Here is a 19889-nt window from a genome sequence, read left to right as displayed (position 1 = left end):
GCTCAGTGGATCTCGAACCCGGTCGCCCCTTCCGGCTCCTTCTGGCTGACGTCGACCGCCGAGACGGATGCCCAGCTCGGCCCGTGCCTGCACCACGCGACCGCGGCCTGAACGGCTGCCGGTCGCCCCTCGAACTCGGCCTCCACCGTTCCGTCCGGCCGGTTTCGCACCCAGCCGGCGATGCCTGCCGCACGCGCCATCTCGGCGCACGAGTAGCGGTAGCCGACGCCGTGCACGCGTCCATGCACGATGACGTGCACTCGGCTCGTTCCGGCCATCCGGTCGCCTCCTCATCGTGCATCTAAGGCCCCGCCGCACCACCTCAGGAGGGGGAGCCTGCCCGCCTCGAAAAGATAAGGCATCCGCCCGATCCGGGGCCCCTACCTTAGCCGCGAGCATCGTCTATAGACACAGAAGAAGAGGACAAGACGATGTACAACGAAGCCCTGGTGAACGCACTCAACGCCGACAAGCAGCGCGCATACGACGAGTTGGAGCGCATCCGCCGTCAGCGGGAGATCCTGGCCCAGCGGGTGCAGGAGAGCGGTGCTGCCGGCGACGGTTCCTCCGGCAGGCCGGCACGTCGGCACCACCGCTCGGCGGCTTTCGGTCGCGTCGCGACGAGGTGAGTTCGGCCGCGCGCAGAACGATGCTCGGATGTCGGTGGTGCGTGGCAGCATGGGCCAGGTGAGATCACCGATCAGCAGCCCCCGGATGATCGGCCGTGCGGCCGACCTGGAGGCCCTGCGATCGGAGTTCCGGCGCAGTGCAGAAGAGCCTCGTGCCGTCGCCATCGGAGGTGAGGCGGGGATCGGCAAGACGCGGCTCGTCGCCGAGTTCGAGCGCGAGGTCGGCGAGGCCGCCCTCGTGCTCACGGGCAAGTGCGTCGACATCGGAACCGAGAGCGCCCCATACGCGCCGTTCTCGGCCATCGTGCGGGAACTGGCCGCCGAGATCGGCATGGACGTGCTGCTGGACGCGGCCGGCCCCGCGCGGCCGGTGCTCACGGTCCTGCTCCCCGAACTCGCGTCGGCCGACAGCGGGCGGCGACGTGCTGGAACCGAGCGGCTGTACGAGCTCGTCGCCGTGCTGTTCGAGAACGTGGCACGCGATCGCAGGCTCGTTCTCGTGATCGAAGACATTCATTGGGCCGACCGATCGACGCTTGAGCTGTTCCGCTTTCTCGTCGGAATGCTCGCGGCGCCGGGCATCCTCATGGTCGTCACCTACCGCAGCGATGAGATCGTCAGGGGGCACCCGCTGCGCCCCGTGCTGCCCGAGCTCGAGCGAACCAGGCGCTTGACCAGGTGGGAACTGTCCAGGCTCACGCGCGACCAGGTCGCCGAGCAGGTCGCAGCCATCGCGGGTCCGGATGCTCGCATCGACGACGGCGAGATCGACGAGCTCTTCGAACGCAGCGAGGGCGTGCCGTTCTTCGTCGAAGAACTCGCCGGAGCCGATCGGCACGTCGACGACGGTGCCGCCGGGCTTCCCGACACGCTCCGTGAGCTCCTGCTCGCGCGCTACGAGCGCCTCGACGAACGCACGCAGCACCTGCTGCGCATGCTCGCGATCGGCGGCGCGTGCGTTCGCCACGACCTGCTCGACCACGTCTATCCCGGAACGCCAGCCGGGCTCGAGGCTGCAGTGCGCGCTGCCGTCGACGGCGGCCTTCTCGTGATCGCGGAGACCTGTTACGACTTCCGGCACGCGCTCGTGCGGGCGGCGGTCCTCGGCGAGGTGCTGCCTGGCGAGCGGGTGAGATATCACACGGCGTACGCGGATGCCCTCGAGTCCGTCGCCGGCGCAGGCCGACCGGTCGCGCACGAGATCTCCCAGCACCGCATGGATGCGCACGACCTCGTTCGCGCCTTCCCGGCAACGCTCGACGCCATGCGCGAGGCGCGCAGGGTGTACGCCTTCGCGCGGGCTGCGCGCATGGGCGAGCGGGCGCTCGAGCTCTGGGAACAGTTGACCGATCCGGAGACTGTGGCAGGCATGACGCACGTCGCGCTCATGGAGCTCACCGCCGAAGCGCTGCGTAATGCTGGCGACACCGAGCGGGCGCTCACCGTGATCGACGCGGCGCTCGCGGAGAGCGATCAGGGTGACGTCGAACAGCATGCCGAGCTCCTCGCCGACAAGGCGCGCTACCTAGCTGCGCTCTCTCGCCCGGGATCGACCGCCCTTCTCGAAGAGGCGCTGGCGGGTCTCGACACCGACTCCTGCTCTGAGACCATCGCCCAGATCTTCAGCGACCTGGCTGGGCGACTCATGCTCGAGGCGCGCTTCGACGAGGCCGTGGAGGCTGCGACGAAGGCGCTCGCGCAAGCCGAGGCCGCCGAGTCGTTGTCGCGTCGCTCGGTCGCGCACAACATCCGCGGCGTGTCCCTCGTCGGGCTTGGCAGGGTGGGAGAGGGCCTCGCCGAGCTGCAGATCGCCGGCCAGCTCGCCGCCAGTCGCGACGGCGCCATGCTTCGTTATCGCGTCAACACGTCAGACGTGCTGCACCTGATCGGCAGGTACACGGATGCCGTCGAGGTCGGGAACGCGGGCGTGGAGCGCGCGCGTCAGCTCGGCGTACAGCGCACGAGCGGCGTGATGCTGGCATCCAACACAGTCGAGCCGCTTGCGGCTCTCGGGCGTTGGGACGAGGCGGTCGCGTTGCTCGAACCCGCCCTGGCGCTGCAGCCGTCACCGGGGTTCCGCGTGCACCTGCAGCGCATGAAGCTCTGGTTACTCACCTGGAAGGGCGAACTGCAGGCGGCCGATGAGCTCTGGCGATCGTGGGCTCCCATGATCAACGTGCAGGGGGAGATCGAGGTGCAGTCCAGGCTGGGCGCGGCTCGTGTCGAGGCGGAGCTCGCTTTGGCGCTTGACGACGTCGAGCGCGCCTGGCGCGCGGTCAGCGTGCTGCTGCGCGGGCATCGCACAATGAGCGGGTACGACCTGCCCCTGCTGGCCGTGGCCGCGCGGACGCTCACGGTGCTCCGTTGCCGTGCCGCTGCGGGCGATCCGGCAAGGAGCACGCTCGACCACATCGATCTCGCTTCGGCGGAGTCCGGTCTTCGCGAGGTCCTAGCGTCGGCCGCAGGGTGGCCGACCGAACCGGTGTGGGCTCCGTTCTTCGAAGCCGAGCTCGCGAACGACGGAATGGATGCCGCGGCATGGCGCGCCGCGCTCGACGCGTCGCTGCTCCCCGAGGCGCCCGCGCATCTTGAGCCGTATGCGCGCTTCCGGCTCGCCAAGGCGCTCGTCGCTTCCCCGAACAGGGAAGCAGGAGCCAGGGCAGCAGGGGCCAGGGAGACGGCGCAGCATGAGGCTGCGGAGTCCAGACGGCTGGCCGAGCAGCTCGGTTCAGGACTTCTCGTCGGCTGGGTCGACGAGTTCGCGCGGCGCGCTGGTCTGGAGCCCGCGCCGGTCTCGAGCCGAGCGCAGGAGTCGACGCCGGAGATTCATCTGACCGAGCGCGAGCGCCAGGTGCTCGACCTCATAGCCCAGGGCCTGAGCAACAAGCAGATCGGCGAACGTCTCTACATCAGCACGAAGACCGCGAGCGTGCACGTCTCCGCGATCCTTCGCAAGCTCGGCGCCACGAGTCGCACGGAGGCGGCCTACCTCGCCAGGGTGGAACCCGCGTCGGCGTAGCGAGCTCGAGCGGGCCGGGGGCGCTCAGCCTGGAGCGGACGGTGCGCGCCCAGCAGTCGAACCGTGCCGTGCCCGCTCAGCGCTAGAGCGGCCGGTGCGTGGCTGGCGGTCGAACCGGCCGTGCGCGCTCACCGTTCGCGCGTGCTCCGTTGTGCTCGTTCCTGCTTGACCCGTGCGTTCTCCGCGCGCACCGCAGCCTGCGTGGCGCGTTCCTTCACGAGCCACTCGGGGGGAGCTGCCAACAGTTCGCGGATCTGTTCGGTGGTGAGGGCATCCTTCACGCCGGCTCTGGAAAGGCCGCTGGTGGAGACCCCGAGCTTGCGTGCAACCACCTCACGCGGGTGCGGTCCGTCGCGACGTAGGTCGGCAAGCCACTGCGGGGGATCCGCCTGCAGCGACGCGAACTGCTCCCGTGTGATCGCCGACCCGCGGAACGAATCGGGCGTCGCAGGCAGATAGACGCCCAGCTTCTTGGCTGCCGTCTCCGGCTTCATGGCTCCAGGACCGGGGTGCAGGGCATCACTCATCCCTCAAGCGTATGGCGATTCCGGCCAACGACGGCACGGCAGGCGTGCGCCCGGTCTGCCAGGCCGCGGGTAGCGTGATGTGCATACCTGCGATCCGGCCGAAGGAGGCACTCATGGCTGCACCCGCCCCCTTCCGCCTGGCGTACGTACGCGGCGTCACGCCCGCGAAATGGGTGCGCACCTGGGAGGAACGGATGCGCCGCGTTCCGCTGCAACTCGTGCGCACGGATGAGCCCGACCAGGTTTCGGTGCTCATCGACGGCCTCGCCGACATGGCATTGGTGCGGCTGCCCGTCGCCGGCGACGGCTTGCACAGCATCCCGTTGTACGAGGAGCGGGCCGTGGTCGTCGTTCCCAGGGATCACGCGGTCGCCGCGGCCGACGAGGTGACCCTTGCCGAGGTGGCGGAGTTGGGTCGGCCGGTGCATCCGTTCGACGCCGCAGTGGAGGACACGCTTGCCCTGGTCGCGGCAGGCGTGGGAAGCATGGTGCTGCCGCAGTCCGTCGCCAGGCTGCACTCTCGCCGCGATCTCGTCGCGCGGCCGGTGACCGATGCGGCACCCACGCGCATCGCGCTTGCCTGGATGAGCGATCCGGTGCCGCCCAGAAGCGATTCGGAGCAGCATCGCATCGACACGTTCATCGGCATCGTGCGCGGTCGCACGGCCAACAGCTCGCGTCGCTGAAGGATGCCTGCGCCCGGCCACAGCACGCGCGTGCCCGCTTCTCACCGGGCCTTGGCGTACGCAACGACACTCGGTGCAGAACTGCAAGCCTCGTCGCGTACGCCAGGTCTGGTCGCGCCGGGGCGGCGTCGCGCACCGCTAGCCTGATCGGATGAGTCCGGCAGAGAGCATCCGTCTCGATGAGCGGGTGAAGGGGCTCGATTCGCCGGATGCGGTGTACGACGTTTTCGCCGAGTGGGCACTCGACGGCGGCATCGAGCTGTATCCGGCTCAAGAGGAATCGCTCATCGGCATCGTCTCCGGGGCCAACGTGATCGTGTCAACGCCGACCGGAACGGGCAAATCCCTGATCGCCGTCGGCGCACACGCGGCGGCCATCGCGGATGGCCGCCGATCGTTCTACACCGCACCCATCAAGGCGCTCGTCTCGGAGAAGTTCTTCGCGCTCGCCGACACGTTCGGTGCCGAGAACGTAGGCATGATGACCGGCGACTCGCAGGTGAACGCCGACGCGCCCATCATCTGCTGCACCGCGGAGATCCTGGCCAATCTGGCGCTTCGTAACGGCCCGGATGCCCGGGTCGACCAGGTCGTGATGGACGAGTTCCACTTCTACGCCGACCCCGACCGCGGGTGGGCGTGGCAGGTGCCGCTGCTCATCCTCGAGCGCGCACAGTTCGTGCTGATGAGCGCCACGCTGGGCGACGTGAGCGGCATCGCGGACGATCTGTCCCGTCGCACGCATCGAGAGACCGTCGCCGTGACGGGTGTGGAGAGGCCCGTTCCGCTCGACTACGAGTACGTGCTCACGCCCGTGCACGAGACGATCGACGAGCTGCTGCACGCAGGCAAAGCGCCCGTCTACGTCGTGCACTTCTCGCAGAAGGACGCGCTCGAGCGTGCCCAGGCGCTCGCGGGGGCATCCGTGGCATCCAGGGAGCAGAGGGATGCCATCGCCGCGGCGATCGGCGGCTTCCGCTTCGCCGCGGGCTTCGGCCAGTCCCTCTCCCGACTGCTCCGCCTCGGTATCGGCGTGCATCACGCAGGCATGCTGCCGAAGTACCGAAGGCTCGTCGAGCAGCTGGCCCAGCGCGGCCTGCTCCGCGTGGTCTGCGGAACGGACACGCTCGGCGTGGGCATCAACGTTCCCATCAGGAGCGTGCTGCTCACGGCGCTCACCAAGTTCGACGGCACCCGCATGCGCCAGCTCACGGCACGTGAGTTCCACCAGATCGCAGGCCGTGCGGGCCGCGCCGGTTATGACACGGCGGGAACGGTGGTCGCCCAGGCTCCCGAGCACGACATCGAGAACGCCCGAGCCGTCGCCAAGGCGGGTGACGACCCCAAGAAGAAGCGCAAGATCGTGCGCAAGCGGGCTCCTGAGGGCTTCGTGTCGTGGGGCGAGCCGTCGTTCCATCGCCTGATCGCGGCCGAGCCCGAGACGCTGACCCCGCACATGCAGATCACGAGCGCCATGATCGTGAACGTCATCGCGCGCGGCGGCGACGTGTTCGGCAACGTGCGGTCGCTGGTGTTCGACAACCACGAGCCGTGGAAACGGCAGCTCGAGTTGGCGCGGCGTGCGCTGGGGATCTACCGCACGCTCGTGACGGCTGGCGTCGTGGAGAAGGGGGCGGGCGGCATCCCGCGCCTCACCGTCGACCTGCAGCCGAACTTCGCGCTCAACCAGCCGCTGTCGCCGTTCGCCCTCGCCGCGTTCGAGTTGTTCGGCATGGATGGCACTCCGCACTCTTCGACTCGCGTCGCTCGCTCAGGGGGCGGTGGGTCTTCTGATGTCCGCTCAGGGGGCGATGGGGCTTCTGATGCTCGCTCAGAGGGCGGTGGGTCCGGTGTCGGCACTGGCGACTACGCGCTCGACATCGTCTCGGTCGTGGAGGCGACTCTCGACGATCCGCGGCCCGTGCTGTTCGCGCAGCAGCACCTCGCCCGCGGTGAGGCGATCGCAGCCATGAAGGCGGACGGCATCGAGTACGACGAGCGCATGGAGCTGCTCGAGGAGGTGTCGTGGCCCAAGCCGCTCGAGGGCATCCTGAGCCAGGCGTTCGAGACCTACAGCGCCAGTCAGCCATGGGTGCGGGACTTCGAGCTCAGCCCGAAGTCCGTGGTGCGTGACATGTTCGAGCGCGCCATGACCTTCGCGGAGTACGTGTCGTTCTACAACCTCGCACGGAGCGAGGGGGTCGTGCTCCGCTATCTCTCCGACGCGTTCCGGGCGTTGCGTCAGACCGTGCCCGACGAGGCGAAGACCGACGAGCTGCACGACATCATCGAGTGGCTGGGCGAACTCGTGCGGCAGGTGGACTCCAGCCTGCTCGACGAGTGGGCAACCTTGCAGGCGGCCGAGCACGGCCTGGTGCATCCGGATGCCCGCCGCGGCGACGAGAGCGCCATCGTGCCGCCTGCGCCGCGCACGCTGACATCCAACCGCCGGGCGTTCCTGGTGCTGGTGCGCAACGAGCTGTTCCGCAGGGTGCAGTTCGCCGCGCTGGACCGGCCGGACAGGCTCGCCGAACTCGACCCGGACTTCGGCGAGGATGCCTGGACGCGCGCCCTCGACGCCTACTACTCCGAACACGACTCCATCGGCACCGACGCCGACGCGCGCAGTGCAGGCATGCTCATCGTTGACGAGACGGATGCCGCAACCCGCCGCGTCTGGCACGTGCGGCAGATCCTCGCCGACCCCGCCGGCGATCATGACTGGGGCATCGCCGCCGACGTCGATCTTGCGGCCTCCGATGAGGTGGGAGCTGCGGTGCTGCGGGTGACGGGCGTCGACCGGTTCTAGGGACGGGCTCGGACTCGCGCCATCGCCCGCTCCGATATGGGCGGGGGAGCAGACGAATTGAAGGAGCTGTAACCGTGCCGACGGCGCTTCAGGCCGTGGTCGTCAGCGGCGTCGTCTCGTCCGCTGCCCACTCGTTGAGCGACCCGTCGTAGACCACGACGTCGTCGCGACCGAGCAGGGCAAGAGCAAGAGCATCCGAGGCAGCGGCAACGCCACCTGCACAGTAGGTCACGACCGGATCGGGCGATGCGAACGCGTCGGCGAGCACTTCGCGCAGTGCGTCGTCAGGAAGGAAGGCATTCGTCTGGCGGTCAACGAGGCGTGCAGCAGGAGCGCTGAGACTGCCAGGGATGTGCCCGAGTCGTGGTCGGCGACCCGCCTCTCCGGTGAATTCCCGATGGGGCAGTCCGCACACGAGCGCGGCCGGCCGCTCGCCAGTAACCGCCTGGAGCACGCGCTGCTTGTCGGCCCAGAACCCATCGCGCTCGATTGCCGGATACGCCTCCGACGGCGTCGGCGTGACGTGCCCGAGCTCGAGCGGTCGTTCCTCGGCGGCCCATTTGCGCAGTCCGCCGTCGAGAACCGCGATCTGCTCGTGCCCGAAAGCGCGGAACAACCACCACAGCCGCGCGGCCCACTGGCCGACGGCGTCGTCGTACACGACGACGAACGTGTCGGCGCCGGCCCCGAGGGTACCGGCGGCACGCGAGAACTGCTCAGCGGAGGGTCGCGTGAATGGGAACCGGCCATCAGGGTCGCTGAACTCGTCCAGCAGATCCGCGAAGACGGCTCCAGGGATATGACCGTTGATGAGGTACTGCTCGTGCCCCGTGACGTACGACGGATGCCCGTCGAAGCCCGAAACCGTGAGCACTGTCGCATCGAGTACGAGCACCCGCCGCGCCCCTGTCGAGGCGTCTGGGTCATCGAGTAGTGCCGCGAGCTCGGCCGTGGTCAGAAGATGACGCCGCGCCCCATCAAGCGGCACGGGCGAGCGACCTTCGGACGTCCACGACGAGGTGCTGTTCACTCCTACACGCTAGGGCGGCCCTCACGCGCGCCCCCTGTTCCGCCGCAACATTCGGTAACGCGGGACCCACGATGCGTCTTAAGCAACACAGGTTGCGTATCTGAGATATGGCTGGGAGATGAGCAACTCAGGTTGCCAACATCCAGCAAGCAACCTAGGTTGCTCATTGTGAACCCCGTGAGAATCCCTCCGCCCACCGGCGGGGCAGCAGACGAACTCGCCGCAGTGGTGGCGCTGCGCGACCTGGCCGACCGGCTTGAAGACGCCGCCGTCGAGCATGCGCTTCGCGAAGGCTGGAGTTGGGGCCTGGTCGCAGAGGCGCTCGGCGTCACCCGCCAGGCAGTGCACAAGAAGCATCTGAAGCGGCTCGAGAAGGCCGACATCGCACTGAGGAGACGTCGTGGATGAGTATCCGGTTCCCCAGCAGATCCGCTCCGTCGTCGTCGGCGGCATCGAACAGGCGCAGCAGCGCAGATCCTCCACGGTCGCTCCCGAGCACCTGCTGCTCTCCCTCGCAGCGCAGACCGACTCGCTCGCAGCAGGCATCCTCGCGGATGCCGGGCTGACGTACGACGCCCTCGTGGCGGGTCTCGACGAGGAGAGGTCGCGCTCACTCGGCGTGGTGGGCATCCACGATCTCGACCCCGCTCTGCTGGGGGCGACCGTGCGGCTGACCCGCCCGGTGTGGGGATCCACAACTCGCGAGGCGTTCAGGCGTGCGCAGGCTGCCGGCCGCGGCCGCAGGCACCGGGTGTCCGAGCTCGATGTTCTCTATGGCATCGTGACCGCCAATGTCGGCACCGTCGCGCGCGTACTCGAATACGCAGGCATCGACCGCGACGCGTTGATCGGCCGTGTCGAGCGCGAGCGGCTGGCGGGTCTCGAAGACGGTCAGCAGCGTTCGGTGCACCAGGCACCCTCGGCCCAGGAGCGGCAGGCACAGCGCCGTGAAGCGGCCGGAACGGAGCGGCGCGAGCGGCGTGATGCGGCCAACGGGGCCCAGGCTGGGCGGCCGGAACGGCGCGGCGACGCCGGCATGTGAGCGCGTGTAAGCGCCATGTAAGCGCAGCGAAAGCGGCCCCGCTCATGCTGAGGAACGACTTCGACCCCCACAGGGGCGAACACGACAGAGAACAGGAGGGACAGCGTGAACGCGAAGCACGACACCACGGCCGCAGAGTGGGCCATCGAAGCGCACGGCCTCGTCAAGACGTTCGGCGACAACCGGGCGGTAGACGGCGTCGACCTGCTCGTGCGGCCGGGCACCGTCTACGGTGTGCTCGGACCCAACGGCGCAGGCAAGACCACCACCATCAGCATGCTGGCGACGCTGCTGAAGCCCGACGCGGGCACCGCTACCGTTTTCGGACACGACGTCATACGGGAGGCGCAGATCGTGCGCCAGCTCATCGGCGTGACCGGTCAGTACGCTTCGGTCGACGAGACGCTGTCGGCCACCGAGAACCTCGTGATCTTCTCCCGACTGCTCGGCCTCGGCCGTGCGGAGTCGAGGCAGAAGGCCGCTGAGCTGCTCGAGCGATTCGGGCTGACGGATGCCGCCAAGCGGCCGCTGAAGAAGTTCTCCGGCGGCATGCGCAGGCGCCTCGACCTGGCGGCGTCGCTCATCGCGCAGCCGCCGCTCATCTTCCTCGACGAACCGACGACAGGTCTCGACCCGCGCACCCGCGGGCAGATGTGGGACACGATCAGGGAGTTGGTCTCGACGGGTTCCACCGTGCTCCTCACGACGCAGTACCTCGACGAGGCCGACCAGCTGGCCGACCGCATCGCGGTCATCGACCGGGGACGCGTGGTCGCAGAGGGCACGGCAGACGAGCTGAAGGCATCCGTCGGCACGGCGTCGTTGCAGCTGCGCATCGAGGACCCGGCCGACACCGACGACACGCTTCGCGCGATCGAACAGGTGCTCGGCGTGCCCGGCTCGCTCACGCCGGAGGCCGCACGCATCACGGCCCCGATGGCCGATCCCGACCGTGTCACCGACCTGCTCGTCATGCTGCGCGAGGCGGGCATCCATCTCACCGAGATGAGCGTGCAGAAGCCGAGCCTCGACGAGGTATTCCTCACCATCACAGGCCACGATGCGGCCGATCAGAACGTGTCGGCGCCAGAAGACGGCGCCGGCGAGAAGGAGAAGGTGAACGCATGAGCGCCATCGCCCCATCACCCGTGTCGCCAGGGCGGATCGTCCCTCCGTCCGAGCGCAAGCTCAAGAACCACACCAGCTTCGGTCAGTCCGTTCGGAACACGCTCACCATGGCCTACCGGGGGCTCGTCAAGGTGCGCCGTACGCCGGAGCAGCTCGTCGACGTCACGGTGCAGCCGATCATCTTCACGCTGATGTTCGGGTACCTGTTCGGCGGCGCCATAGCGGGCAACGTGCAGAGCTATCTACCGCTGCTCATTCCCGGAATCCTCGTGCAGACTGTCATCACGACCTCCGTCGTCACCGGCGTGCAACTGCGCGAGGACATGGACAAGGGAGTGTTCGACAGGTTCCGCTCGCTGCCCATCGCCCGCATCGCGCCGCTTTCCGGCGCCTTGCTCGCGGACACCGTGCGGTACGCGATCGCGACGACTCTCACGTTCGTGATGGGCGACATCATGGGATACCGGCCGCACGGAGGATTCTGGGCGGTCGTCGTGGCCGGACTGCTCGTCGTGCTGTGCGCATGGGCGATCAGCTGGATCTTCGCGTTCCTCGGTGTCGTCGCCCGTAGCGCTGGCAGCGTGCAGGGCATCTCGTTCCTGGTGCTCTTCCCGCTGACATTCCTCTCGAACGCGTACGTGCCTGTGAACTCCCTGCCGGACTGGCTGAAGTGGTTCGCCAACGCGAACCCGATCTCGCACCTGGTCACCGCCGTTCGCGACCTCGCCAACAGCGGAACCGTCGGCGTTGACCTCTGGATCTCGCTGCTCGGCGCAGCCGTGATCGTCGCGGTCTTCGCGCCGCTCACGGTGCGTGCCTACATGCGCAAGGCCTAGACCTTTCGATGTCCCCTTCGCAGCCGGCTCGTGCAACAGCCACTCCAGGTGGCTGTGGATGCGCGAACCGGCTGCGAAAGATCTGCGACGACTCGAGGAGCAGCTGATGAGCATTTCGGAGCCGGCCGGCCGCATCACGCGGCTCGTGCGCGAGCCGGTGGGTCGGCCGAGCGTTCGCGCGGTCGCGTTCTGGGCGTGGAACGCCGTCGTCGGCTGGTGCGTGTTCGCGTGCCTGCAGCTGGCGTGGATGCTGGTGGCGGATGCCTGGACCTCGCCGCTGCACCTCGCCGGCCTCGCGCTCACCGTGGTCTTCGCCCTCGTGCACGTCTCGATCATGCCGAGGTGGCGCTACCGAGTGCATCGCTGGGAGATCACCGAGGACGCCGTGTTCGTGCGCAGCGGATGGCTCACCCAGGAGACCCGCGTGGCCCCGATCGCCCGGCTGCAGACCGTCGACTCCCGTCGCGGCTTTCTGCACCGCATCTACGGACTCACCACCGTGACGGTGACGACCGCGTCGTCTGCTGGTGCGCTGAGCATCCACGCGCTTGACGACGCGGTCGCTCGCGACGTCGTCGCCGCGCTCACCGTTGTGGCCCAGCAGACGCCAGGCGATGCCACGTGAACGAGACCCGATGGCGGCGCCTGAACCCGCGCATGTTGCTCGTGCACCCGGTGCGCGAGCTGATCAGATACCTCCCCGTGCTGCTGCTCGCCGTGGTGGCCGGGTCGGTGGGCGGTGAGCCGTGGTGGACATACGTCCTGTCCGGTCTCGGAGTCGTGGTCGGCATCCTCCGCTGGGTGACGACGAGTTATCGCATCACGCCGACGCACGTGCAGGTGCGGCGCGGGTTCGTGAACCGCAGGATGCTCTCGGTGCCGCGGGAGCGCATCCGCTCGGTCGACGTCGACGCCACGCTGCTGCACCGTCTCGTCGGCCTGGCCGTTGTGAAGGTGGGCACCGGCGCCTCGCACGGTCAGGACGGCCTCGACTTCGATGGCATCGCAGCCGCAGACGTGGCGGTGTTGCGCGCCGAACTGCTGCGGGGCGGCCAAGGGGACAATGTCGGCTCGCAGCGCCTGCCTTCTCCGACCGAGGCAGACGCGGCATCGATGGCCGAGGCCGAGCGCTCTGGGCGCGACTTCAGCGGCTGGCGCTGGTCGTGGGCGCGATTCGCCCCGTTCACGCTCACCGGGGTAGCCGCGCTGTTCGCTGCCGGGTTCTTCGCATTGCAGTTGCAGTTCTTCGACGGCGGACTGCTCGTGAAGCTGCCGCCGGTGCGCGCCGCCATCGCGGCGATCGGCCGCATTCCACCCGTCGAACTGGTCTCGGGCGGCGCGCTCGCGCTCGTCCTCGCGGCATCCTTGATCGCGCTCGTGCGCTACGTACTGGCCTACAGCGGGTTCGCGATCTGGCGATCGGATGCCACGACGTTGCACGTGCGCCACGGCCTGCTCCGCACCAGGCAGGTCACGCTGGACGAACGGCGGCTGCGCGGGGTGAGCCTCAACGAGCCGCTGTCGCTTCGGGCGGTGAACGGGGCATCCGTGCACGCGATCATGACCGGGCTCGGGCGCGACCGCGCCGGCCTCATGGTGGTCGAGCCCGCCGGCCCGCGAGACGACAGCATGCGGGTGGCTGCTGCCGTGCTGGGCGACACGGACCCGCTGACCTGCGAGCTCGCGGGGCACGGCGCTCGCGCACACCGGCGCCGCTACACACGCGCCGCCACTGGCGTTGCGCTCATCGCGGTCGCAGTGCTCGCCGCCCAGCTGCTCGGCTACGTCGACTCGCTGGCCTGGACCGTGTTCGCATTCGTCGTGCCGGCGGCCGCCCTGCTCGCGGCCGATCGCTGGCGCGGCCTCGGCCACGCGCTGCTTCCCGGGCGCCTCGTCACCAGGCACGGGTCGCTCGCGCGCAAGCGTGTCGTGCTCGACACCGCCGGCGTCATCGGTTTCACCGTGCGCAGGTCGTTCTTCCAGCGCAGGGCGGGGCTCGCGACGCTGATCGCGACGACCGCGGCAGGCAGGCACAGGTACTCGATTCCCGACGTTCCGGTCGAGGAGGCGTGGCGCATCGCGGACGAGGTGCTGGTGCGCCGCTACCAGGCCGCGACGATCTGACGCGGACACCGTGTCTCCGCGTGACACTGCTTGCGGACCGCCCCTAGGAGAACAACGGACGCAGCAAGCGCACCACATCATTCAGGCGTGTGGTGCGCTCCTCGAGCGTCATGGCCTCGATGCGTGCCCACGGCGCATCCGCGTCAAGTGCGGGATGCTCGCGTCGAGCATTCTCGATCGCGCGCTCGGGATCCAACGACGGAAAGTCCCGTCGTGCCCGGATGCCCCGCGCAAGCAGCAGCAGCTCCAACCCCGCCTGTTGTTCAGACCCCGGCTGCGCGCCGTCGGCACCCTCACGCCCGAGCGCGAGCAGCCACACGCCGAGTCCGACGGCCGCCACTCCCGTGATGGGCCGGTCGATCATTCCCGCCCGCACGCGCGCGTCGCGCAGCATGCGGATGCGGACCCGCTTGGCGACGGCCCGCGCCCTGGGATTCAGGGGGTCGCCGGCTCTCGCGGACGCAGCGAGGACTCCGGCCGCGGCGCCGTAGTACCACGGCGCGAAGCCGCGAGGCGGGTCGCCCCACATCTGCTCAGCCTCGCAGTACAGCCTCAAGGATCCGGCCACGTCTCCCTCTGCTGCAGCGACCTCCGCCAGCCCCGCGAACCCGATGGCCTTCAGATCCCTCCAGTCGAAGCTGTCGTCGCCGCCCTGCATGTCTGCCAGCTGTCGGAAAGCGGCTCGCGCGGCATCCGGCTCGCCCAGCGCGAGCCGATTGATGGCCACGAGCCACTCGAGCTGCATCAGATCCTCCCCGGCGTGCAGCAGCTCGAGGCTCGTGCGGGCTCGCTCAGCCCAGTCGAGAACCTCCGCATGGTCGCCGCGCTCACTGTGCAGCTGGGCGAGGTTGTGTGCGGCCATGCCGCGCATCCAGAGATCCTGGCCCAGCTCGGCGCTGGCGTAGGCCTGTGAACTGTCGGCGATCCCGTCGTCGAGGCGTCCGGCGTTCTCCGCGAGCTGGGACGAGATGAGGAGTGCGAAGGCCGAGACCGTCGGGTCGCCGCTCGTGCGCAGCCGCTCGATCACGCGCACAGCCTTGCCCAGGTCCGGCATGACGAGCAGAAGGCTGAGCATCGCCTCGAGCTGCGGATCGGTGGCCGGCCCTCGCGCGTGCATCTTACGAACACGCAGAATGCTCCGCATGCCCTGCTTCGCGTCGTTGACCAAGGAGGTCGCACCGATGACTGCCAGTGACACCATGGCGGCATCGCGATGCTCTGTGTCGGCGTCGTACCGTCGCAGCACTTCCAGCACAGGCTGCGCCAAGCCCAGCACTTCGGAGTGGGCGCCGCGGAGCGTCCAGTGCATGCCGAGAGCGGCATATACCGCGCACACGGTGGCTGCGTCCCCGACGGCGATCGCGTCCCTCAGCGCGGAGACGAGGTTGTCCTGCTCCTGCTCGACCTGCCGGAACGTGGCGATCTGGTCGGGACCGTATGTCGTGCGCAGCGCGGCGAGTGAGAACGCGTCGGCCCATTCGCGGATGCTCGCGGCGGCGAGCTCGCTCTCGCCCGCCTCGGCGAGTCGCTGGTCCCCGAACTCGCGCACCGTCTCCAGCATGCGGTAGCGCACCTGGCCGGTGAGGGTGCTGTCCACGGCCGAGACCAGGGACTGGTTCACGAGCCCCTCGAGGTCTGCCTCGACCTCCTCGGAGCCCCCGACCGCGATCGCCGCAGCTGCGCTGAACCCGTCCACGAAGGGTGAGAGCCTGCGCAGCGTGTGCTGTTCCGACCTGCTCAGCAGGTTCCAGCTCCAGTCGATCACCGCGAGCAGCGTGCGGTGACGCTCGGGGGCCGAACGGTCGCCGCCGCGCAACAGTGCGAACCTGTTGCCGATGCGTCGCTCGATCTCCTCGACCGACATGGTGCGAACCCTGGCGGCTGCGAGCTCGATGGCCAGCGGCAGCCCGTCGAGCCGCTCGCACAGCCGCTCGATGACCTCCACGGGGAGCACGACCGACGGCCTGGCGGCCCTGGCTCGTTCCATGAACAGCGTGACGGCTGGCCCCGCCTCGCGCTCCTGGGCCCCATCAGCTAGGCGGCCGCCGGTCGTCGCGGGAAGCGGCTCCAGCTGGTACACCTGCTCGGCAGCGATCATCAGGGGAGCGCGACTCGTGGCCAGCACCCGCACCGATCTCGTCGACGCGAGGATGTCGGCTATCCACTCGGCGGCCGCATCGATCAGGTGCTCGCAGTTGTCCACGACGAGCAGGGTCTGCCGTTCCCCGAGGGTGCTCAGGATGCGTGCCCGCACGTCGACGCGCACGGCCGGATCGCTCAGCGAGAGCCGGGTGCCGGCGTACTCTCGGATGCCGAGGGTCGAGGCGAGCGCGAGCGGCACGTCGTCGCCCGTGCGTACGCTGGCCAGTTCGACGACGACCACCCCTGGTGTGCGCTCGGCCGCCAGCGCCGCCAGCGCCTGGACGAGTCGCGTCTTGCCCATCCCGCCTGGCCCCAGGATCGTGATGAGTCTGCCCGACTCCATGAGTTGCTCTACGGCCGCGATGTCGTGATCGCGTCCCACCAGCTCGTTGGGAGCGGTCCGGATGCCGGCGTGCAGCGTTCGAGAGGGCTCGGCCGGCCGTTGCGGAGCCCTCAGGAGCTCGGCATTGAACGCGACGAGGGCGGCCGAAGGATCCGTGCCCAGCTGGTCGCCCAGCCGTTGCTTGAACTCGGCGAACTCGCGAATGGCATCATTGGGCCGACCGCTCGCCACGATGGCTTCGAGCTTCAGCAGCTGGACGCGCTCGTCGAACGGCGCGGCCTCCGAGAGACCGGCGAGGTCATCGAGGGCTCCTCGAGCGTCGCCGAGTTCCACGCGCGCATGCGCTCGCGATAGCGCGAGTTCGCAGTGCAGTGCCGCGGCCGCGGCCGCGAGACGCTCTGCCAGCTCGGTGTCGCCCAGGTCGACACCTGGCTGTCCCCGCCACAGGTCGAGCCCTGCGGATGCCTGCGCCTCCGCCTCCTGCCATTCGCCCCGATCGCAGGCGGCGCGCGCCGCATCCCGGTGCAACGCCGCGGCGCCGAGATCGCTCTGTGCGGCATCGACATCGAGCGCATAGCCGCCCGGAGTGGAGACGATGAGTGCGGGTCCTGCGACGGATCGCACGCGCGAGACCAGAGTCTGCAGTGCGGCCTTCTGATTGCGCGGCGGCTCGTCCTGCCAGAGGTCGTCGACGATGCCCTGCACCGACAAGGCGCCTCGAGCGAGCAGCAGGGCGACGACGAGCGCCTTGGCGGTCGCACCACCCGGTTCGACTTCGGCCCCCGACGAGGACTCGACGACGACGGGCCCGAGCACGCCCACCCGGCGGGCCGCCGTGCGCACGCTCGCCTGACTCACCGGGCCAAGTCTAGTGAGCACGGGCGACCGGGCGACGGACACCATCTCAAGGGGTTGCGACGCCGTCACGGGGAAGGCTGGATGGACTGGTGACAGCAGGGAACAGGACAAACGCCGGCCGGGCCGACGCGAAAAGTGTGAAAAGCGCAAACGGAAAGACGACAGACGTCGAGCACGTCGCGGAGGACGTGTTCGGATGGCAACGGCTCCGGCCCGGGCAGCGCCGGGCGATGCAAGCCGTCGTCGACGGGCGCGACGCGCTGGCCCTGATGCCCACCGGATACGGCAAGTCCGCCATCTACCAGGTGGCCGGAGCGGTGCTCGGCGGTGTCACGATAGTGGTGTCTCCGCTCATCGCGTTGCAGGCCGATCAGCTCGAGAGCATGAACGAGCATCGAGGAACACCGCGGGCATACGCCCTCAACTCTGGGCAGGGCGTTCGGCGCAACCGGGAGGCGATGGATGCCGTCGCCTCCGGCGATCCCGTCTACCTGCTTCTGGCGCCCGAGCAGTTGGCGAACCGGGAGACGCTCGAGCACATCCGCGACGCCGATGTGCGGTTGTTCGTGGTGGACGAGGCGCACTGCGTGTCGAAGTGGGGTCACGACTTCCGGCCCGACTACCTCAGGCTCGGTGAGTTCGCCGAGGAGCTGGGGCGTCCACCCATCCTCGCCATGACGGCGACCGCCGCGCCCCCGGTGCGAGACGACATCGTCGAGCGGCTGCACATGCGTCGCCCGGTGACGGTCTTCGAGGGGTTCGACCGGCCCAACCTGCGGCTGAGCGTGGTGCGCCACGAGCGCAAGAAGGACAAGAGCGCGGCTGTCGTCGACGAAGTGGCGCGGCTGGACAAGCCCGGCCTCCTCTACGTCGCGACGCGCAAGGCCACGGAACGCTACCGGGACCAGCTGCACGAGCGAGGCATCCGTGCCGACCACTACCACGGCGCGATGCCGGCCCGCGAACGCGAAGCAGTGCACGAGCGCTTCCAGTCCGACGATTCGGACGTGGTCGTTGCGACGAACGCCTTCGGCATGGGCATCGACAAGGCCGACGTGCGTTTCGTCGTGCACGCGGATGCACCCGACTCGCTCGACTCCTACTACCAGGAGATCGGGCGGGCGGGACGTGACGGCGAGCCCGCCGCCGCAACGCTGCACTATCGAGCCGCCGACCTCGGACTTCAGAAGTACTTCGCGGGATCTCCCGACGAGGACGACGACGAGGAAGAGGCGGCGCAGAGGCGAATCGAACGCTCCCGCGTCGAGATGCTTCGCTCCTACGCCGAGACGAGGGGATGCCGCCGCATCCATCTGCTCGGATACTTCGGCGAGACGCTCGAGACCCCGTGCGGCAACTGTGACAACTGCCTGTCGGGAGCCGCGTACGAGGTCGCCCAGCAGGAATCCGAGAGCGCTCCGCCTGAATCCTCGGACTTCCCGGTCGGGGCCGAGGTCGTGCACGCCGAGTGGGGTGCAGGCACGGTCATGGAACTCAGCGGCGACACCGTCACGGTGTTCTTCGGTGACCGAGGCTATCGAACCCTGTCGCTGGAACTGGTTCGTGAGCGGGACCTTCTCCGGCTCGCCTCGTAACCGTTCGAGCTCGGCGCATGCTGTTACAACGGATGCCCGTTCCCGCCTCGCCTGTCGCGCGCCATGATGTGCTGATGGACTGGTCCGACTTCTATGCCCACCAGGCGGGCCGGCTCGTCCGACCCACCTTCGCCGCTGCCATGGAGGAATGGCAGGACAGGCGTGGTGACGTTCCCGGCACGGCCATCGACCTTGGATGCGGCGACGGCGTGGAGTCGCGCGCGCTCCTGGCGGCCGGATGGCGCGTGCTCGCCATCGACACCGACCCGCGCGTCGTCGAGCGCGTGACAGCCGGCGTGCCGCAGACCGAGCGAGAGCGGCTCACGGTGAGACGCGCGAGCTTCGAAGAGCTGGCATCCGAGGCGAACGCGGGTCTGTCCGCCGCCGACCTCGTCTATGCCGGATTCGCGCTCCCGTTCTGCTCGGGCGACGTGTTCGAGCGCCTGTGGGCGGCCATCCGCCGCTCCATGGCTCCCGGCGGCCTCTTCGCCGGACAGCTGTTCGGCCCGCACGACGACTTCGCGGCCTCGCCAGAGGTGAACACGCACGACCGCGCCGACGTCGACCGCCTGCTCGCCGGTCTCGCGGTTCTGCGGCTCGAGGAGGAGGACAAGGACGGCACGTCGTTCGCCGGTCCGAAGCACTGGCACGTCTTCCATATCATCGCCAGCCACCCGTGAGCGGCCTCGAGCTCGCAGCCGCTAGGTTCGAGGAATGCCCGTTCCCAGCGACTGGATAGAACACCGCCGTCACGATCGTGAGCTTGTGGGATGGATCCGCCCGGAAGGCGACGACTTCGTCGCCGTCGACCTTCTTGGCAGGGAGCGCACGGGCTCCGTCGACTGGCTGACCGCGGAGGAAACGCTGGAGGGCATCGGCATCGGCTACCTGGCCGACCCCTACGAGATGCTGCTGCCCGACGGTCGCTGGCTACGCGTGCGGATCACCGAGGTGTCGACCGATGAGATCCGAGTGAAGCGCGACGACTGGGGAGCCATCAACATACCGCTGGTGGAATACACGCTGCCGTTCCCGATGCCGCCCGAGCTGCGCACGGTCGACCCTGCCGCGCCCGTCGCGTTGCCGTGGGGCTGACGCCCGGTTTCGATGCCTTCGGCCTC

General features: G+C 69.0%; 17 protein-coding genes. 13 read left to right on the top strand and 4 right to left on the bottom strand.

Annotation, left to right across the window (positions count from 1 at the left end):
• Window positions 1-2 precede the first annotated feature (2 nt).
• Complete coding sequence (locus ACO2Q7_RS05335) at window positions 3-278, bottom strand: acylphosphatase (RefSeq protein WP_423354578.1); 276 nt, start codon at window positions 276-278, stop codon at window positions 3-5.
• A gap of 153 nt (window positions 279-431) precedes the next feature.
• Here ACO2Q7_RS05335 and ACO2Q7_RS05330 point away from each other — a divergent pair, with 153 nt between their 5' ends.
• Both ACO2Q7_RS05330 and ACO2Q7_RS05325 read left to right on the top strand, forming a co-directional pair.
• Window positions 432-629, top strand: coding sequence for a hypothetical protein (locus ACO2Q7_RS05330; RefSeq protein ID WP_423354577.1), 198 nt, complete (start codon window positions 432-434; stop codon window positions 627-629).
• A 58-nt stretch (window positions 630-687) separates the two neighbouring features.
• Window positions 688-3648, top strand: a complete 2961-nt coding sequence (locus tag ACO2Q7_RS05325; RefSeq protein WP_423354576.1) for a helix-turn-helix transcriptional regulator — start codon at window positions 688-690, stop codon at window positions 3646-3648.
• A gap of 128 nt (window positions 3649-3776) precedes the next feature.
• Here the strand turns inward: ACO2Q7_RS05325 and ACO2Q7_RS05320 are convergent, their stop codons facing one another.
• Window positions 3777-4175 carry a DUF5997 family protein gene (locus ACO2Q7_RS05320; RefSeq protein ID WP_423354575.1) on the bottom strand — a complete coding sequence of 133 codons (399 nt, stop codon included), beginning with the start codon at window positions 4173-4175 and terminating at the stop codon, window positions 3777-3779.
• Between the two features lie 113 nt (window positions 4176-4288).
• Here ACO2Q7_RS05320 and ACO2Q7_RS05315 point away from each other — a divergent pair, with 113 nt between their 5' ends.
• Window positions 4289-4861 (top strand): LysR family transcriptional regulator substrate-binding protein, encoded by a 573-nt coding sequence (locus ACO2Q7_RS05315; protein ID WP_423354574.1) that lies wholly within the window; start codon window positions 4289-4291, stop codon window positions 4859-4861.
• A 151-nt stretch (window positions 4862-5012) separates the two neighbouring features.
• On the top strand, window positions 5013-7670 hold the full coding sequence (locus ACO2Q7_RS05310; protein WP_423354573.1) for a DEAD/DEAH box helicase: 2658 nt from the start codon (window positions 5013-5015) through the stop codon (window positions 7668-7670).
• A gap of 88 nt (window positions 7671-7758) precedes the next feature.
• Here the strand turns inward: ACO2Q7_RS05310 and ACO2Q7_RS05305 are convergent, their stop codons facing one another.
• Window positions 7759-8700, bottom strand: a complete 942-nt coding sequence (locus ACO2Q7_RS05305; RefSeq protein ID WP_423354572.1) for a sulfurtransferase — start codon at window positions 8698-8700, stop codon at window positions 7759-7761.
• 177 nt (window positions 8701-8877) lie between these two features.
• Here ACO2Q7_RS05305 and ACO2Q7_RS05300 point away from each other — a divergent pair, with 177 nt between their 5' ends.
• The 6 genes from ACO2Q7_RS05300 (at window position 8878) to ACO2Q7_RS05275 (ending at window position 13830) form a co-directional block, all read left to right on the top strand.
• Window positions 8878-9108 (top strand): hypothetical protein, encoded by a 231-nt coding sequence (locus ACO2Q7_RS05300; RefSeq protein WP_423354571.1) that lies wholly within the window; start codon window positions 8878-8880, stop codon window positions 9106-9108.
• Window positions 9101-9742 carry a Clp protease N-terminal domain-containing protein gene (locus tag ACO2Q7_RS05295; RefSeq protein WP_423354570.1) on the top strand — a complete coding sequence of 214 codons (642 nt, stop codon included), beginning with the start codon at window positions 9101-9103 and terminating at the stop codon, window positions 9740-9742. The genes ACO2Q7_RS05300 and ACO2Q7_RS05295 overlap by 8 nt, the downstream gene beginning before the upstream one ends.
• A gap of 105 nt (window positions 9743-9847) precedes the next feature.
• Complete coding sequence (locus ACO2Q7_RS05290) at window positions 9848-10870, top strand: ATP-binding cassette domain-containing protein (RefSeq protein WP_423354569.1); 1023 nt, start codon at window positions 9848-9850, stop codon at window positions 10868-10870.
• Window positions 10867-11706 (top strand): ABC transporter permease, encoded by an 840-nt coding sequence (locus ACO2Q7_RS05285; protein ID WP_423354568.1) that lies wholly within the window; start codon window positions 10867-10869, stop codon window positions 11704-11706. Before ACO2Q7_RS05290 ends, ACO2Q7_RS05285 begins: the two co-directional genes overlap by 4 nt.
• 106 nt (window positions 11707-11812) lie before the next feature.
• A complete protein-coding gene (locus tag ACO2Q7_RS05280; protein WP_423354567.1) occupies window positions 11813-12331 on the top strand; it encodes a PH domain-containing protein in 519 nt (172 codons plus the stop codon).
• Entirely contained in the window at window positions 12328-13830 is a 1503-nt protein-coding gene (locus ACO2Q7_RS05275) for a PH domain-containing protein (RefSeq protein ID WP_423354566.1), read from the top strand. The genes ACO2Q7_RS05280 and ACO2Q7_RS05275 overlap by 4 nt, the downstream gene beginning before the upstream one ends.
• A gap of 43 nt (window positions 13831-13873) precedes the next feature.
• On the opposite strand, the gene ACO2Q7_RS05270 is transcribed toward ACO2Q7_RS05275, so the two are convergent.
• Window positions 13874-17173 carry an ATP-binding protein gene (locus ACO2Q7_RS05270; RefSeq protein ID WP_423354565.1) on the bottom strand — a complete coding sequence of 1100 codons (3300 nt, stop codon included), beginning with the start codon at window positions 17171-17173 and terminating at the stop codon, window positions 13874-13876.
• A gap of 137 nt (window positions 17174-17310) precedes the next feature.
• Between ACO2Q7_RS05270 and ACO2Q7_RS05265 the strand changes: the two genes are divergently transcribed.
• The 3 genes from ACO2Q7_RS05265 to ACO2Q7_RS05255 all read left to right on the top strand — a co-directional run bounded on the left by ACO2Q7_RS05265 (window position 17311) and on the right by ACO2Q7_RS05255 (window position 19863).
• Window positions 17311-18768, top strand: a complete 1458-nt coding sequence (locus tag ACO2Q7_RS05265; protein WP_423354564.1) for a RecQ family ATP-dependent DNA helicase — start codon at window positions 17311-17313, stop codon at window positions 18766-18768.
• Between the two features lie 74 nt (window positions 18769-18842).
• Complete coding sequence (locus ACO2Q7_RS05260; RefSeq protein ID WP_423354563.1) at window positions 18843-19448, top strand: class I SAM-dependent methyltransferase; 606 nt, start codon at window positions 18843-18845, stop codon at window positions 19446-19448.
• A gap of 34 nt (window positions 19449-19482) precedes the next feature.
• Window positions 19483-19863 (top strand): hypothetical protein, encoded by a 381-nt coding sequence (locus ACO2Q7_RS05255; protein ID WP_423354562.1) that lies wholly within the window; start codon window positions 19483-19485, stop codon window positions 19861-19863.
• Window positions 19864-19889: the final 26 nt, after the last annotated feature.

Origin of the sequence: Rathayibacter sp. KR2-224, assembly GCF_049446075.1 — a bacterium.
Taxonomy (GTDB): domain Bacteria; phylum Actinomycetota; class Actinomycetes; order Actinomycetales; family Microbacteriaceae; genus Humibacter.
Note: the sequence above shows the minus strand (reverse complement) of the source record. Positions and strands in the feature narration are given on the sequence as shown.